Annotated in this window: 16 protein-coding genes; 7 read left to right on the top strand and 9 right to left on the bottom strand. The window is 36.2% G+C overall.

Going from position 1 to position 16419, the window contains the following annotated elements; all coding sequences use genetic code 11:
- Positions 1–38: 38 nt before the first annotated feature.
- The 3 genes from murQ to PROVRUST_RS14805 all read right to left on the bottom strand — a co-directional run bounded on the left by murQ (position 39) and on the right by PROVRUST_RS14805 (position 2937).
- Complete coding sequence (murQ, locus tag PROVRUST_RS14795; RefSeq protein WP_006815673.1) at positions 39–959, bottom strand: N-acetylmuramic acid 6-phosphate etherase; 921 nt, start codon at positions 957–959, stop codon at positions 39–41.
- Positions 960–1128: 169 nt separating this feature from the next.
- A complete protein-coding gene (locus PROVRUST_RS14800; RefSeq protein ID WP_039855571.1) occupies positions 1129–1821 on the bottom strand; it encodes a carbohydrate-binding family 9-like protein in 693 nt (230 codons plus the stop codon).
- A gap of 204 nt (positions 1822–2025) precedes the next feature.
- The gene (locus tag PROVRUST_RS14805; RefSeq protein ID WP_006815676.1) at positions 2026–2937 is read right to left on the bottom strand and encodes a LysR family transcriptional regulator; all 912 of its coding nucleotides are present in this window, start codon (positions 2935–2937) and stop codon (positions 2026–2028) included.
- A gap of 103 nt (positions 2938–3040) precedes the next feature.
- On the opposite strand from PROVRUST_RS14805, the gene PROVRUST_RS14810 reads away from it, so the two are divergent.
- From PROVRUST_RS14810 to PROVRUST_RS14840, 7 genes are all read left to right on the top strand, one after another.
- Positions 3041–3640, top strand: a complete 600-nt coding sequence (locus PROVRUST_RS14810; protein ID WP_039855572.1) for an FMN-dependent NADH-azoreductase — start codon at positions 3041–3043, stop codon at positions 3638–3640.
- A 520-nt stretch (positions 3641–4160) separates the two neighbouring features.
- Positions 4161–4460: a helix-turn-helix domain-containing protein gene (locus tag PROVRUST_RS14815; protein ID WP_006815678.1), complete on the top strand. Its 300-nt coding sequence runs from the start codon at positions 4161–4163 to the stop codon at positions 4458–4460.
- A gap of 93 nt (positions 4461–4553) precedes the next feature.
- On the top strand, positions 4554–5132 hold the full coding sequence (locus PROVRUST_RS14820; RefSeq protein ID WP_156777706.1) for a fimbrial protein: 579 nt from the start codon (positions 4554–4556) through the stop codon (positions 5130–5132).
- Positions 5133–5191: 59 nt separating this feature from the next.
- Entirely contained in the window at positions 5192–5902 is a 711-nt protein-coding gene (locus PROVRUST_RS14825; RefSeq protein ID WP_006815680.1) for a fimbria/pilus periplasmic chaperone, read from the top strand.
- A gap of 121 nt (positions 5903–6023) precedes the next feature.
- Positions 6024–8570: a fimbria/pilus outer membrane usher protein gene (locus PROVRUST_RS14830; protein ID WP_230083628.1), complete on the top strand. Its 2547-nt coding sequence runs from the start codon at positions 6024–6026 to the stop codon at positions 8568–8570.
- Between the two features lie 53 nt (positions 8571–8623).
- Positions 8624–9145: a hypothetical protein gene (locus tag PROVRUST_RS14835; RefSeq protein WP_006815682.1), complete on the top strand. Its 522-nt coding sequence runs from the start codon at positions 8624–8626 to the stop codon at positions 9143–9145.
- Positions 9146–9175: 30 nt separating this feature from the next.
- On the top strand, positions 9176–9985 hold the full coding sequence (locus PROVRUST_RS14840; protein ID WP_006815683.1) for a hypothetical protein: 810 nt from the start codon (positions 9176–9178) through the stop codon (positions 9983–9985).
- Positions 9986–10152: 167 nt separating this feature from the next.
- On the opposite strand, the gene PROVRUST_RS14845 is transcribed toward PROVRUST_RS14840, so the two are convergent.
- From PROVRUST_RS14845 to PROVRUST_RS14870, 6 genes are all read right to left on the bottom strand, one after another.
- Positions 10153–10494 carry a helix-turn-helix domain-containing protein gene (locus PROVRUST_RS14845; protein ID WP_006815684.1) on the bottom strand — a complete coding sequence of 114 codons (342 nt, stop codon included), beginning with the start codon at positions 10492–10494 and terminating at the stop codon, positions 10153–10155.
- Positions 10495–10565: 71 nt separating this feature from the next.
- Positions 10566–11249 (bottom strand): fimbria/pilus chaperone family protein, encoded by a 684-nt coding sequence (locus PROVRUST_RS14850; protein ID WP_006815685.1) that lies wholly within the window; start codon positions 11247–11249, stop codon positions 10566–10568.
- A 33-nt stretch (positions 11250–11282) separates the two neighbouring features.
- Entirely contained in the window at positions 11283–13709 is a 2427-nt protein-coding gene (locus tag PROVRUST_RS14855) for a fimbria/pilus outer membrane usher protein (protein ID WP_006815686.1), read from the bottom strand.
- A 39-nt stretch (positions 13710–13748) separates the two neighbouring features.
- A complete protein-coding gene (locus tag PROVRUST_RS14860) occupies positions 13749–14402 on the bottom strand; it encodes a hypothetical protein (RefSeq protein ID WP_006815687.1) in 654 nt (217 codons plus the stop codon).
- 32 nt (positions 14403–14434) lie between these two features.
- Positions 14435–15094 carry a hypothetical protein gene (locus PROVRUST_RS14865; RefSeq protein WP_039855575.1) on the bottom strand — a complete coding sequence of 220 codons (660 nt, stop codon included), beginning with the start codon at positions 15092–15094 and terminating at the stop codon, positions 14435–14437.
- Between the two features lie 56 nt (positions 15095–15150).
- Positions 15151–15777 (bottom strand): hypothetical protein, encoded by a 627-nt coding sequence (locus PROVRUST_RS14870; RefSeq protein WP_006815689.1) that lies wholly within the window; start codon positions 15775–15777, stop codon positions 15151–15153.
- Positions 15778–16419 lie beyond the last annotated feature (642 nt).

The raw sequence follows: 16419 nt of genomic DNA on the forward strand, positions 1-16419 counted from the left end.
GTTGACTGAGTCATGACGCTGTTTATGTTATTTTTAGGCTATTTACCGTGGGTATTTAGCATCGAATCCAAACTGGTATTGGGGTTTCGCTGAACAATTTCTGTCGCTTGTTGGGCACTAATATTGAGTTCATGCATTAAAATTGCGCGGCGAGGATGGTAATCAACCTGTGTTAATAGCGCCGCCGCCGTTGGCATATCAATCCCACAAACTTCGCCAACAATACGTTCTGCACGGCGCAGTAACTTGATATTACTCGCCACCACATCAACCATTAAGTTGGTATGTATTCGCCCTAAACGCCCCATCACACAAGTACTCAGCATGCCTAATATCATTTTCTGTGCCGTGCCACTTTTCATTCTCGTTGAGCCAGAAAGCACTTCAGCTCCTACATCTGGTGCAATCGCATATTGGGCTAAATCACTGAGTAAGCCATGTCCCCGCGTAGTGATTGCCACCGTTAATGCACCAATTTTGTTACCATATTCGATCGCAGCTAAGGTAAACGGTGTTCTCCCACTGGCGGCAATGCCAATAATTACATCTTTTTCTGTCGCGCCACGTTGTTGTAGCTCGTGAATAGAGGCTTCAGTTGAATCTTCAATATTTTCAACCGCTTTTAGCATGGCTGAATGTCCACCAGCGATAATCGATTGCACCATATCGGGCGATGTTCCAAAGGTTGGAGGGCATTCTGCACTATCCAGAACAGCGAGTCGTCCGCTAGTACCCGCGCCGACATAAAATATTCTTCCTCCTTGCTTTAAACGTTCGGCAATCACATCAACAACCTGAGCCAGCTCCGGCAGTACCGATTGCAGTGAAGTTGCAACAGTCCTATCTGCCTGGTTAATCACTGTCAACATGGACAATGTATCTAAACGAGAAAACTGTAACGTGTCCTGATTAAGTTCGTTTTGTAAACAATTACTGAGCGTATTTTCGATGACTGTCATCAACTCACCCCTAATTGAAATAATATTTCATTAAAAATTACTATTTATGAATTTTAATTTCAATCTTAATCATAATAAGTTGTTCACCTGTGACGATTTACGTGACTGGTTTCACAACAACGATGTAAAAGAGAGTGAAAAACCGGTGGATTACACCACCGGATGAAATTTATTTGACGAGTTTGCAGCTACCAAAAGCGGAAGGAATATGAAAATCAGGTTTCACGGAATCTGGCTTAATCCAGCTAATCCATTTGCGTACCTGCTTAGGTTCGCCAGCACTAAATTCACCGCGAAGAATGGCACACATTAATGTTTTCTGATCCGTGTCTTGCCACAAACCCAGCTGAGTCAATTCATTAAGGTCAATTTTACCCGTTAAAATATAACCTTCAGGGGTAATTTTTCCTACCGTCTTCAAGGTTTCCCAGTTCCAACTTGGGTCAACCTCACGATAGAAATTAGCTTTTGCATCGAATGTGCGCCCTTGCGGATCCATTTCTGCGGTGTAATAAGGTTTTAGTTCAGGACTAGTGGCAAAGAATAATTCCACACGATCTGAATCTAATACAGCCTGATCTTTATCAGGATTATCCCCCAGTTGAATGTCGTTATCATCCACGATAAAACGAAAATAAAGGGCATCATCATTCCAGAGTGCACGAAAATCTGTTTTTGGTGGCGTCTCTTTTTCCCATGGATAAATAAAATCAGTTAGCACTTCTGCCTGTTCCCAACTCGCTGATTTTTGGGCATCCTCCAAGGATTTAATCTGCTGTGTATGGTGTATTTGGTACTCTTTTGCTGCAACACTGGCTGTGACTAACATCGCCATTGTCGCGAGTAAAGTTGCTAATTTCATACCTTGCCTCACTTTATCGATTTTATAATGTGTTGATCGCTGAATGATGTGTTGTTTATAGCTGAATAGTTGCACCTGATTAAGAAATTAAATTTCATATCATATATCGAATATAGAATTAAAATTTCACACCATGCAAGATCTGTTCAAATAAAAACCATCACTCTGTGAGGAGGCTCACTGTTTATGATGATGAAAAAAATATCATCCAGACATCAAAATCAAGGGTAATTTTTCACGAATAGTATCGATAACGACTCTGATCTTTAAAGGTAAAAAAGGCGTTGTGAGCCAAACGACTGAAATAGGATAACTCGCACTTTGGTACTCAGATAAAACTGTTTTTAATGATCCTGATTGAATGTGCGTTTGCACTAACCATTGTGGCAAATATGCAATTCCTCCCCCTTGCAACACTGCAGACATAATCGCTTGCATATCATCCATCATAAATTTACTGGTAGGTAAATACAGATATTCCTGCTGGTGGTCATCATAAAGTTGCCAAGGTAAAACTTGCCCTACCTGTGTATAAGCAATGAGTTGATGAGAATTTAATTCAGAGATTTTTTGCGGAATTCCATTTTTAGTGAGGTAGCCCGGAGAAGCACAGAGGATCATTTTATGATGACCAATTTCATGAGCAATTAATTGATTTGAATCCGGAAGTTTTCCCACTCGTACAGCAATATGAATCCCTTCTTGCTGTAAATCCATCTTTCGGTCATTCAATAACGTTTCAATTTCTAGCTTAGGATAAAGGTTCATTAACTCAATCAGTAGCGGGATAACATATAAGTTTCCCAATAATCGAGGCGCAGTGATGCAGACTTTCCCCTCTACATGACGTTTACCACTTTCTAAGAAATTTGAAGCTTCTTGTAGTGAATTTAATGCCTTACTCGCATATTCATAAAGCACCATTCCATCATCCGTTAATACTTGCTGACGAGTCGTACGCTGAAACAGTGCAACACCTAGGCTATTTTCCAAACGTGAAATACTTTTGCTCACAGCCGAACGCGTTACATGTAGCAACTCAGATGCTGCGGTAAAATTTCCGCTTTCAACTACAGCAATGAAGATAGGTAAGCAGTTTAGATCTAATTTGTTCATATTGGTGCTCAAATGGAAACAATATAGGGAAATAATATCACTCATTGTCAACTTATCAAGCCAGATATACTGGCTACATCTTAAATTGATAAGGAAGAATTCCATGAAAATTTTAGTCATCAAATCCAGTATTAACGGTGCTCAATCACAAACAAATACCTTAATTCAACAATATATTGATGAACGTAAAGCCCAAGGCTACCAAGACTGTATTATCGAGCATGATGTAGCAGAAAACCCATTACCCGTTCTGAATCAAGCCCGTTTTGCGGCCTTAAGAGGTGCAGAAATAAGTAATCATGATTTAAAAAATACATCTGAGCTTTCTGACCAACTCATTGCAGAACTCAAAGAGAGTGATTTACTGATCCTTGGCGCACCCATGTATAACCTCAATGTACCCACCGAATTAAAAAATTGGTTTGATTTGGTGGTGAGAGCGAGAGAAACTTTCCGCTATACAGCAACATACCCTTTAGGCTTAGTTGAAAATGTTAAAGCTCTAGTATTTAGCGCCCGAGGTGGGATCCACTATGGGCAAGAAACCGATGCAATTACACCTTATTTGAAATCTGTTTTAGGATTAATGGGCATTGATAACGTGCAATTTATCTATGCAGAAGGACTGGATATGAAACCCGAAGGCTATGAGGCTGGACTTGCTAAAGCTCAACAACAATTAATGTATCTCATTCATCATTAAACATTATAATAAAATAAATCCTCACTCTAAATTATTTAATCGGTGGGGATTTTATTTTCATTAAATGATCTATAAATATTCAATCACAATTGACATCAACCAACTAACTAATTGTATTTATTGATATTTACAGGATTTCATCATTAAAAAAATAGGATGTATTTTAATATCCCTAAACCAAAATACTCTTATGATGAGTAAATAAAAGCGTAAAATGAAAATAAATATTATATATTGTATCATTTTATTTCATTTAGGGATCAGTAAATAGATTTCATTTATTAATCTGGTTCATTACCCAATAATTATTTTCTTTCACCATCAAAATAACTCATAAAAAGAGTAAAATAATCCCCCATATTATAGATATTTTATTTCAAGTTAATGTAACATTATATTTCATCACATTTAGAGTATTTACATCATTATTTAACCTATCTACAATTCGCCTCGCTTTGAAATCACTCAATTATACAAACCTTATTTAACCAATTTAGGTAATTAACTAATTATCAATATAATGAAACTAAACGAAAAAATAGGAAACTTTATTAGGAATGCAAGGGTAAGCAAAGGATTATCTGAAAAGGAATTAGCATCTTTAATATCAGTCAGCCAACAACAGATATCAAGATATGAAAGAGGAATATCAACATTAAGCATTGAAAATATTTTAATACTTTTAAATGCGCTAAATATTCCTTTTGATGAATTTAGTAACAAGATAATAAAACCAGAACAAAATAGGCTTTTCTATTTACTTATTGATGAGTTAGAAACTGACGGTGTAATTCATGTAGGCAATCTCAAAAATATATAAATGTATTTTTCGGAGTGCATGCGTCATTTTTAATGCAGGTACCAAAAAAGCAATCAAATCTCTTTTAAATTTTATCTAATGGAAGTTAATATAATGAAACTTAAGTTAATCGCTATCGCATTACCTATTTCTTTCGCTTTATCTGCAAATGTATTTGCAGATAGTGAGGCAGTCATTCCAGAGGAATTAGCCCCTGTAACGGTTGGTGGTGGTATTGTTACTTTTGCAGGTACCATTGTGAATACCCCTTGCGTTATTGATAATGATGACGCTTCACAAACTGTGAATTTAGGTCAATACCGCCAAGATGCCTTTACTGGAAAATCTTCTGTTTCATCACCTGTTGGTTTTGATATTAAGTTAACGGGCTGTGCAACTGAAACATTCAAAAATGTCGCTCTGACCTTTACTGGTATTACTGTCCCTGACGAAGAGAAAATCCTTGCACCTGTCGCGTCTCAAAGTGGACAAACAACTGCAACTGGCGTGGGTATCCAAATTTTACAGAACAGTAAATTAGTCAATGTTGATGGTTTAAAAGCAACGGATGTTATTACGCTGAATGAAGGTGATAGTACATTACGCTTCCAAGCGCAATACATCGCATTAGCGGATAAAGTCACTGCGGGTTCAGCTAATGCATCTGCCGACTTCACTATCACTTATCAGTAATACTTCCGTCTTAGCACCCGTGTCATAGCGGGTGCGCATCATTTATTTCCGGAGTTTTTATGTTTTCATTACCTAAAACAAGTCATTTTTATAAATGGCTGGTTTCGCTATTCTATTTTGGTCTCTCTTCTTTTTGTTTTGCTGGTGGAATTACACTTGATAGTACCCGAATTATTTATCCTCAAGAAAGTAAACAAATTACCACTAGCATTCGTAATACCTCAGATAAATCAGCATTTTTAATTCAAACATGGATTGAAGATGCAAACGGAAATAAAATAAATGACTTCATTTCCACTCCGCCATTATTTACTAGTGCACCAAGGAATGAAAACCACATACGCCTAGTTTATGCAGGTGAAAAATTACCTACAGATAAAGAATCCTTATTCTATTTTAATGTAAAAGCAATTCCTTCTATTGATCGAAATGAGCTGGCCGATAAAAATGCATTAATTCTCGCAGCTGTAACCCGAGTTAAACTTTTCGCCAGACCTAAAGGATTAAAAATCACATCTAAAGAAGCGGTTGACTTAATTCGATTTAGTAAGATTGATAATAAAAAAATTAAAATATCTAATCCATCACCTTACTATATGACGTTAACTGACCTTCGCTCAGGAAATCATGAATTACCATCAACCATGATTGCACCATTTAGTCATATTGATGTTAATGCACCAGCAGGATTTGATGCCAGTAAACTGACATTTAGCTCAATCAATGATTTTGGTGGAATCACATCACCAAAACCAGCCATTTTCAATTAAGAGCCAATTTATTTTATTTCAAATGGAAATAAGGTTTTCTATGTTCGTTTCACTCAAAAAAAACAAAAAAATCATGAATAACCATTTGAGACCCTCATGCTTATTTATCTGCCTTTTTATAATGCAAAATACTTATGCTCAAGATGGAGCTAATTACTATTTCCCGCCCTCGTTGATATCTATCGATTCAGAGCATATTGCTGATTTAAGCACTTTTGAAAGCCAAGGCTCACAATTACCAGGAACCTATGATGTTGATGTTTCATTGAATGGCAATCTCAAGTACAGAAGAAATATTACCTTTGTCAAAGCCCAAGATTGCCAAAAACAAGATAGCCAGTTGCCCAAGTTCGCAGCAGACCAAACAGGATTAGTTCCCGTGTTAACTAAGCATGATCTGGCTGAGCTTGGGGTCAATATCGATAGCGTTTCATTGCTACAGTCTAACAACCCTCAATGTATTCCTCTGGCACAATTGATCCCTAATGCGAGTACGGAATTTGATTTTCCGAAAATGAAATTAGAAATCAGTATTCCACAGATTGCGTTAAATAATTTAGCCAAAGATGAAATCCCGACTAACCAATGGGATGACGGTATTAATGCGTTATTTACCAGTTATACATTAGGTATCACTGATAACCAATATCAGCACGATTTCAGTAAAAATATCTACTTGAATCTAAGAAATGGCGTCAATTTAGGGAGCTGGAGATACCGTGATAACCGCACATGGACCAGCTATAAAAGCAAACACAATCAAGAAAATCACTGGCAATACCTCAACAGCTATGTCGAACGCGGAATCATTCCTTGGCGAAGCCGTTTAGTCATAGGGGATAGTTCTACCAATAACACCGTCTTCGATTCACTGACTTTTCGTGGGGTGCAATTAAGAACTGATGAAACGATGTATCCTTCAAGTCAACAAGGGTTTTCGCCGATTATCCGCGGAGTGGCAAACAGTAATGCGACCATTGAAATTCGCCAAAACGATTATTTAATCTACCAAGCAAACATTGCACCTGGAGAATTTGCTATTACCGACTTAAACGCAATGAGCTCAAGCGGTGACTTGCAAGTCAGTATTATTGAAGCGAGTGGTGATATTCAATCATTTATCGTGCCTTATGCTTCTGTTCCTGTGTTATTACGAGACGGTAGAATGAGTTATAGCCTGACCGCAGGTGAATTTCGCTCCGACAACGACCAGTATGATACAACCCAATTTGGAGAAACCACGATCATCTGGGGTGCTTCTTCATTAACTACGCTCTATGGCGGAGTTCAATATGCCAAAAATTATCTGTCTGGTGCATTCGGTACAGGTTTTAACTTTGGTGCATGGGGCGCATTTTCAGCAGATATCACACATGCAAATAGCCAATTAACGGATGGAAGCCGCTATCAAGGGCAATCATTGCGATTTCTATATGCACGAGCATTCCCTGAAACCGGTACTAATCTTCAACTCACGGGATATCGATATTCAACCCGAGGCTACTATACCCTACAAGAAACATCGCTAAATCGGATGTCCGGTTGGCTATCACAGAATGAAACCCTTGGCACTGACGGGGAGCTGAAAACCAACAATACCGACTATTTTAATCTTTACGATAATAAGCGTGAGAAAATACAGACCAATATCTCACAAAAGATAACTGGCGTTGGTTCCATTTATTTAACTGGGGTCAGACAAAGTTTTTGGGAACGAAATGGCAGTTCTGTTTCCATACAATCAGGGTTGAGCAGCCAAATTGGCGATATTAATTACACGCTTTCATATGGGTTAAATAAAAATATTGATCAATACGACGTTAAAACGACTGATAGGAATATTTTCTTAACAGTGTCCCTACCCTTGCAAAAATGGTTACCTCAAGGAGCACCTCCAATGTATGCCTCTTATAGCGCTAATCACGATAACCAAGGAGAGTTAATCCAGCAGACCAGTTTAAGTGGGAGCTTGCTAGCTCAACAAAATCTTAATTGGAACGTCGCTCAAGGTTATTCCTCAAGTAATGGGAATGATGGAAATCTTAATTTGGCCTACCAAGGTGGTTATGGAAATACACAAGTCGGTTATAGCTACGGTAAGGACTACCGCAAAATATCAACGGGTATTTCTGGAGGGGTGACCTTACATTCTGATGGTGTCATCTTTAGCCAACCTCTTGGCGAAACCAATATTCTAGTTTCTGCACCGGGTGCAAGCGATATTCCCGTAGAACATACTAGCGGTGTTAAAACCGACTGGTTCGGTTACACAGTCAAACCATACGCTACCCCGTATCGTTTAAACCGCATTGCATTAGATAGCAGTGAGTTAGATGAACAAACGGAAATTGAAAATAGCGTTCTTACGACTGTGCCCACTCGTGGCGCTATCGTCAAAGCAAACTTTGTGACTCGCCAAGGTGCTCGTGCACTGGTTCACATTGTCAAAAATGGCAAAAATCTGCCTTTCGGTACCTTAGTTTCAATTGGGCACCAAACCGCAATTGTGAATGATGATGGTCAGGTTTATTTATCTGGGCTCGAAACCTCTGGCAAGTTAAACGCTAAATGGGGACATGATGATGAGAATCAGTGCCAAGCGACCTACTCTCTACCTGAGAATGCAGATCTGCAATCATTCATTCGATTCGATGTTAATTGCCAATAACCATTGGTTCATAAAAAAATATTTTAAATATTCGTTCAAATAAAAGGCTTAATATGAATTTAATTACCAATAAACTCTTTAATTTAATTTTGGCAGTCACCTTTGTTGGTGGCGCAAATATCAATTTAGCCATCGCTGAAAGTGCAAGTGCGTTAGTTAAAATAAAAGCGACTGTTTTGGCAGGCTGCTCACTTGATGCACCCGATACCGTTTCTTTAAATGATATTCCGAGTTCTGCATTTAATGGAAAATTAACTGGGGAAGACCTAACGGCTTACTCTAAAACCTTTAATTTAACCGCCACATGTTCTGGAACCGATAAATATAAGTATACCTTTCAAATCAAAGAGGCTGATGCATCCTGTATTAAAACTGATGCTGACTTTATGCGCTACTGCTTAAAATTCAATGATGATTATCTTGATTTATCATCGACTACCGCAACGTTGGAAAGGGATAACACCAACGATGGGAATGTGACAACAATCACCGTCGTTCCGCAGGTGGCTTCCACCTCAAGTAATCCCGTTGGTGATGTTAATGGACAGATTACGGTCACTATCGAGCCGATGTAAATTGCGAATTAACCAGTAAGGTCAAAAATATTGCGCCAGTTATTTATTTTTATTATTTCGTTATTCCCGATATCTGTTTATGCGGAGACGACATTTATTCTAAAAGAAACTAAAGATGAATATATTGAAGATATTCAAGCTCAAGGGAGAAATAACTCACTCTCGTTTATGGTAGATTACAGTAATCCCAATGGTACATCAGGTCCATTACGAACATCATGTTGGTCAAGCATTGAGGAAATGAAAAATGCTTTTTATAGTGAAGGATTGGGAACCTATGAAGAGACCTTTAATGATGGGAAAATTAAGCTTAATGGAAGTGCTAGCGTAAAAAATTTCTTTGGTGGTGATAATTCAATTAGTGGAATTGCATATATAAACAGCCTGTCAGGATTTGACAATGAAACATGGATTTTTTACTGTACTATAGTAACAAACTCCGCTAGCCAAGTCCTATTTAGACCTACAAGTGTCACCTATACCATTATTAAATTACATGCTTCGAGTATAGCATTTCCTCATATCAGCGCACCTGCAATTGTTGATTTGAAATCCTGCTCACCCAATGACAATCTGGAAGCCATTATTCCATTGACTGTGGGCTTTGTGGGATATATGGGGCAAAGTAAAAGAATGGAGTTAACGGTAAAATCTAATGATCTACCTGATAGTTTTAGTATTTACCTCGATAACCAAAATATTCTTAATACCTCCCCCCAAACTATTCAAATGCCAATGGGACAAAAAGAGAGACAAATTGAAACTCGTTTGCAAGGGCTATGCCCAAATAAAGCAGGGGAATATGTTTGGAATGCCGAGTACATTACCACCATTCAATAGCACTGATTGAATCTCCTCATCACCTTTAATTATCCATTGCTAATAATTAACAAAAATCCGCCTAATTGGCGGATTACTTACTCAAGTTAATAACGAAAAAATAACATCATAAAAAATTAAATTTTTGAAGTTTATTGATGGAATACAATAATAAACCATAATTGTGGCTAGTTTTGTTTTTCAAAGTATTTTTCAATATCTTTATGTGTATCATTTAACTTGATATCTATAGGATATTCTCTTTTATCATTTTTTATGATGAATTTCATTTCATTAAAAAAATCACTAAAATCAAAATCCAATATAGCTAAAGAAATCAAAAGGGTATCAATTGATATTCGACATTTCCCACATTCATATCGAGAATAATGTTGCTGTGAAACCCCAAGTTGCTTAGCAATTTTAGCACCTGAAAAACCTTTCATTTTTCTAATTCGTCTTAACTCCCTTCCAGCTATGGAAGAATAAAAATTATCGCCAAAATGGCCATCTTCATCTGAATTCTTCATTTTATAAAAACCTATATATAAAAATTAAATAAAAAAATTTGACTATTAACATTATTAACATGAAAAGTTAATTAGTTATGTGTTACTTTTATTACTTCATCATTTTTAGTTTTAAACCCATAACGACTCAAAGGTGAAATAACTAATTCTTGAACACGTCCCTTAACATCAATCACCTTACTTTCATTTGGTCTTAAATAAAACTGTTCAATTGAATAAGCCTCATTGTTAGGTAAAGCGGTTACCGATGGAGATAATCGAATAACTTGGTCACCGGTATTTTTTAATATGAGTTGGTTATTGCTTTGATTAACCGTCATATTTTTCCATGACGTTTGGCTTAGTAACATATTTGCAGGTGTAATTAACATCGCAATATCTTGCCTAATCGGCATTTTGGCAGAATTCTGTTTAGCGACTCCTACACCTTGAAAAGAGACTCTAAGAATTTCTTCTTGTTTTAATTCCAAACCTTTTTTTAAGACAAAATTAATTTGCTGGCTTTCATTGGGTTCAATACGAATAATGGGTGGTGACACCATAATATCTTTAGCCATTGATTTTGAACCATCAAGATCTGAGACTTTAGTTGATAATAAGATTGGCTCTTGTGATGTATTTTTAACACTAAATACTTTTCGCTCCTCGCCCGCATCTAAAATAATAGTCATAGTTTCAAGTTGAAAACTCGCCTTTACAGAAAAACTCATTAATAAAAATAAAAACAAAAAATGTGTATATCCTAATTTTTTCATTACAACCTCAAAATTGTATTTAATATAATAAAATTAATGACAGAGAGCATCTGCCTCTTCATAAAGTGACTCAGCGGAGAATTCTTTCGGTACTGTATATTTAATGATGCAATCATTAGAATTAGGTGACCGTAAGATAATATCATTTCCGATTTGTTCATTACTTAACAGTAAATTACCTTCTCCCATAATAACGCCCATATAATCACCTTTCTCATTTAACACGCTGGCACCAAAAGGAACGGCATCGCCATTCTCCATTTTAATACTCAATAATAACTGTCTCATTTTGGTTGAATTAATACGTTTAGTAATCACTGACCCCCTTGCGGCGGCAACATCAAATGATGTGGTATCTAAACGCACATTCAGTGGTAATTTTTCAGTATTCAGCTGCACTGTCGATTTTTGGTTCATCGGTAAAGATGAAATTGCCGCTGTCCCAAAATGGTTCGTTATGGTTGTTCCACTTCCTAATGTATTGACTCTAACCCCCGGCTCACCCGGAATATAAACAATACCAAAAGTGTCACTTAACGGTACTGATGATGTCGCCAATAAGCCATCGGAATAAGCTAAGCCTCCTGAAGCCGCGACCATCACTGAACGTGTATTATTCTGTGACATCGAACCACTAACAGAAATATTGCTATAAGCATTCGTGTTATTGATACTTCCATTTAAAACACTCGTATTATCATTACGACCAGCACCCACTGAATATCTTAAATTATCACTCACTTGCTGATTAAAATTCGCCATTACCATGGTTTTATCTTGACCATGCTGGCTTTGCATGCTGATATTCTTTTTCTTACCTAATGGCATCGATGCATTAATAAAAAAACGGCTATCTTGGTCATCACCCGTTTGATAGTTCACCGTTAAAGAAATATCTGCTATTTTTCTGCCATAACTCGCAGAGTAAAAAATGGTATCTGATTTATTTCCATAAAAATGGGTATGGTTAATATTCCCACTAAAACGCCCCCATTTAATATCGCCCCAACTGGCAAACAGTGATGAGGATGTTTGTATTTCACCGCTATACCACCCATTCCATTTTTCTTGCGTATCTTGGGTAAAATCATTTTTTAATAGCGAACTATCCAATGTAGGAAACTGGTTAGTACGGTACAAAACAGAAGCCCCAACCGAGACTTTGTCAAAATTAATATTGGTATTAAAATCAATTTGCTCTCCACGTTTCTCACTGTTTCGAGCGCTTTGTATACCGACCCCAGTAGAAACAGGCGTTAACACATTAAAATATGAACTCATACGCCCACTGACAGCTTGGAATTTATCTGAATAAAGAGCACCTGCTGCGTAGTTTGAGTCACCATATTGATGACTGAGCTCTGCACTGGTCACCATCGGTTTTTCAGTTTGTTGATTATCTCGGCTACGGTACCGCCCAGAAACCAACGAATAAGATGTTGATGATGAAGCTTGGCTCAATTGGTTTGCAGTCACTACCTGAAATTTCTGCTGCTCACCATTATCCTGTATCACCGTGACATCTAAGGGGCTTCCGATAACAACGTTATTAATTCTATTTAGTTCAAAAGCACCGGCTGATACCATCGTTCGGTATAACAATCGACCATTTTGCTGTATTTCAACGGTTGATGGAGAACTCGCAAATCCCGTTACTGGCACCACTAAAGCATTGGCTGATTGCAAAGAGCTATCCGAATAGATTTGAATACCATCAATCGGAGTTCCCCCAAAAAAAACACCTTGAGCATTTAGCTGACCTATATCTAGTTTCGATTGAAGAGGTTCAATACTCTTTGACAAAACCGTTTCATTAAATTGGTATTGTGATTTTGATTCACCAGCAGACATACTGCTATTATTTCTTAATATCCAATTTTTCCAATTGATCCCTGTTTCAAACTCACCTTGGGTAAATTGCTGTCCATAATTGCCACTAATATACATCCCATATAATTGATAGTTACTTAAGAGGCCGAATCCACCATAGGTTAATTCATTTCCTTGTAATTTAGGATCTAAGTGAGTTTCAGCTATCACCATATCAATCTTATATGAATTCGGATGTAGCGTTATTTTCCCTTCTGGATAAATCCGCTGAAATGTATTGCATCCTTCACTTAAATTCACTTTTTTGAGTTTGAATTTATTCATTAATTCACTAGTAAGACAAAGCTCTCCGGTGTCATTAATTTCAACATTTTCAGTATATTCATTGCTGCCATTTAATTTTATTGTGACATCGTGACGCCCAGGTAGAAACTGATTACCCTTCATAAAAAATTCAGCGACCTCAGCCCCATATCCAAGTGACTTCAATGAATCTATATCAAAGTTAATCGAAGCAGGTGAAGTATTCTCTTTACTTTTTATTCCTTCTGACGCTACAGAACTATTAGCATGTATCACAGCAAAAAATAGAAATGACTGACAATAATAAAATTTATTTTTCTTATTCATTATTGTTTTTATTTCCAAGGTAAATAACAAAAAATAAAACTATATTCCAAATGAAAATATAATATCTACGCTTCCATCTAATTCAGTAGCTTCAATAATAGGACCATTTGTTTCTTTCAGACTGTTTAGTATTGGTTTAACAGCAATGTTTACTGAAAAAAATCGTCCACTCGATAAGGTTTGTCCATTCGTTAGCCATCCATATCTCTTATTTTTTAGTACCGAAATACGTTGCACATTTTTAGATAATGCTGAACTCTCTATCAATCCAAGTTCAGCAGATTGGCTATCTACCTTAGCTTGATCGAGAATTAATTGATAATTACCTAATAACCCTTGATTATTAACACGACCTAATCCAAAGTAACTTTCATTTCCTATTAATGAAGTATCACTTCGATTATCAGAAAATTGTACAAGCAACTGCGTTGGTACATTGCATGAGACTTGCCATGTTTTTACTATTTCAGGAATATCTGTTTTTTTAATAAAATCAAATTGACGAGCATGCAACTGATTAAATTGATATTGTCCACCATCTGGAGTAATTATCTCACATGTAGGAGGTGATTCGATAACATCAACGAGACTTCTATCTTGAAATGTACGCGAATACATCGACCCACTAAAAACTAAACTACAAAAAATAAAGTAAATTATTTTTTTAGTTATTGCTACAGTAGATAAACGCATACATCCCTCAATCAATAACTATGTTCAAAAAATCAAATACCGAAGTTAAAAGCTAGCACAACCTCTGCCTGATAATTAACTTTAGAAGATAAATCAATACCATCCGTATTAAATTGATTAATAGAGCTTAGATAACCACCAGCCGCAGTAAAATTAGCTGAAAATATTTTCCCCGCAGTTAGCCTGTTGGCAAATACCGTTGAATCTTTAGTTGCCCAACCATTTAAGATATTTTTCCTGACAACCGTATTGTTTGCCGTTACTCCATCTCTGGCAATAAATGCTGGCTTTGAGTCAATAGTAACATCTGATGTACTAAACAGAACTAAACCTACTGATTTGTTCGAATTATCCGATAAAACCATATTAAAATAGTCAGGACTCACAAATGCTGGCCACGGTGTATTCATATATGTATCGACTGCTCTATATGTTAAATAGGTTTCTGCGTCACATGAAACCGTGACATTTTTACTGACATTAGATTTCAATGAAATATATGAAGTTTGATTCAAATCTTTTGGAGATATATCTGCAAGCTCAAAGATAACATCAGACTGTTTATTACCATTAACTAAACAGGTTGGTTGCTTAATATCACCAGTAATTTTTATATTTGCAGAGGTATTTGCCATTATCCATGGCGATACAAATATCGATGATAATATTAGTAATTTTATTTTTTGAATCATTATAATCATCCATAATGAATAGATATAAAATTATACCTATTCATTTCACATTTATATTAAAGAGAGAACGCGAATGCTAACGTTGCATAACCATCTAAATGAGCATCACCTGAACTGGTTTTTAGTGCAGCACTGAGAGTTGGTCTAACATCCAAATCTGCAGTAAATACTTGTCCAGCTTTTAAAGTACTCGCCGCTGTTGCCCAAGCTAATTTTTTAGTCTTATCTGCAAACATAGTAGTTCCATAGGTTGCTCCATTGGAAATACCAACACTTTGAGCTGTACTTGTTGAATCTTGTTTTACCGTCGCATTTTTCATATTAATCGTATAAAAACCGACTTTTTTATCTGTATCAAATAAACCTAATCCGAAGTTATAAATACTCTCGGTTAATACAGAGCTGGCACGATTATCTGTTGAGGTGAATGTTAAATACGTTGCAGCATCACAAATAACTTCAATGCTATTTGTTTTTGGCTCAAGAGCTAAGTTACCTGACACAGGGAACATTCCCGGAGAGACATCGAAAACATATTCAATATCAACAGAGTTTTGACCCTTAATAGTACAAGTTGGAGGCGTGATTGTTCCCGTGACTTTCAAATTAGCTACCGGTGCAGCCGCTAATGCCGCACCTGATAAAGAAACTAAAGATAGTGCAATTACTGTTTTCTTGAACATGGATTAAACCCTATATAATAAAAATAATATTTAAACAAACAAAACCCTCCTATTAAAATATTTAATAAGAAAATGAGTTAATTACTCAGTAATAAATTGTTTGTTTTTAATATCGATTAAATGCCAATAAATTTTATCGGACCAATTAATTCGATGAGGCTATTATAAGCATGTATTTTTATAATTTAAATCAGTCCAATTTATATGGTTATTAAAAAAACAAATCATGACAAATTGTTTCATTTTATTTCACTATAGAAAACAATAAAATAAGTACAACTTTGATTTCACAGCCACGTAATTAATATATATTAAACCAAACTATTCGCAAAATGAGCTAAAAATTAGATTTTTATATCGAAAATACTCTTAACTTACGTATAGTGGTGGTTATTTACAATTTCACACCACTATGGAGTTTAATCGGTGATTATTATATTTACATAAAAAAAGACTTAAATAAAATTTTCTGTAGATATTATAAAGTTAAATAAAAGAAAAACTATCCAAAACCAACATACATAGACAGTATCTATACAAAACTCACACAATTTAGTTATATAATACCTAGATTAACACCAAAAATTTACACTCATACAGTGTAAGGCGTTATCAGCGTGCTATTATTTTATTACAAACAGC

The sequence above is a fragment of the Providencia rustigianii DSM 4541 genome, from assembly GCF_000156395.1.
GTDB classification, from domain to species: domain Bacteria; phylum Pseudomonadota; class Gammaproteobacteria; order Enterobacterales; family Enterobacteriaceae; genus Providencia; species Providencia rustigianii.

What these genes read in the sequence shown, in the direction of transcription:
- murQ (WP_006815673.1), bottom strand. Translation starts at nt 959, where the DNA reads ATGACAGTCATCGAAAATACGCTCAGTAATTGTTTACAAAACGAACTT.
- PROVRUST_RS14800 (WP_039855571.1), bottom strand. Translation starts at nt 1,821, where the DNA reads ATGAAATTAGCAACTTTACTCGCGACAATGGCGATGTTAGTCACAGCC.
- PROVRUST_RS14805 (WP_006815676.1), bottom strand. Translation starts at nt 2,937, where the DNA reads ATGAACAAATTAGATCTAAACTGCTTACCTATCTTCATTGCTGTAGTT.
- PROVRUST_RS14810 (WP_039855572.1), top strand. Translation starts at nt 3,041, where the DNA reads ATGAAAATTTTAGTCATCAAATCCAGTATTAACGGTGCTCAATCACAA.
- PROVRUST_RS14815 (WP_006815678.1), top strand. Translation starts at nt 4,161, where the DNA reads ATGAAACTAAACGAAAAAATAGGAAACTTTATTAGGAATGCAAGGGTA.
- PROVRUST_RS14820 (WP_156777706.1), top strand. Translation starts at nt 4,554, where the DNA reads ATGAAACTTAAGTTAATCGCTATCGCATTACCTATTTCTTTCGCTTTA.
- PROVRUST_RS14825 (WP_006815680.1), top strand. Translation starts at nt 5,192, where the DNA reads ATGTTTTCATTACCTAAAACAAGTCATTTTTATAAATGGCTGGTTTCG.
- PROVRUST_RS14830 (WP_230083628.1), top strand. Translation starts at nt 6,024, where the DNA reads ATGCAAAATACTTATGCTCAAGATGGAGCTAATTACTATTTCCCGCCC.
- PROVRUST_RS14835 (WP_006815682.1), top strand. Translation starts at nt 8,624, where the DNA reads ATGAATTTAATTACCAATAAACTCTTTAATTTAATTTTGGCAGTCACC.
- PROVRUST_RS14845 (WP_006815684.1), bottom strand. Translation starts at nt 10,494, where the DNA reads ATGAAGAATTCAGATGAAGATGGCCATTTTGGCGATAATTTTTATTCT.
- PROVRUST_RS14850 (WP_006815685.1), bottom strand. Translation starts at nt 11,249, where the DNA reads ATGAAAAAATTAGGATATACACATTTTTTGTTTTTATTTTTATTAATG.
- PROVRUST_RS14855 (WP_006815686.1), bottom strand. Translation starts at nt 13,709, where the DNA reads ATGAATAAGAAAAATAAATTTTATTATTGTCAGTCATTTCTATTTTTT.
- PROVRUST_RS14860 (WP_006815687.1), bottom strand. Translation starts at nt 14,402, where the DNA reads ATGCGTTTATCTACTGTAGCAATAACTAAAAAAATAATTTACTTTATT.
- PROVRUST_RS14865 (WP_039855575.1), bottom strand. Translation starts at nt 15,094, where the DNA reads ATGATTCAAAAAATAAAATTACTAATATTATCATCGATATTTGTATCG.
- PROVRUST_RS14870 (WP_006815689.1), bottom strand. Translation starts at nt 15,777, where the DNA reads ATGTTCAAGAAAACAGTAATTGCACTATCTTTAGTTTCTTTATCAGGT.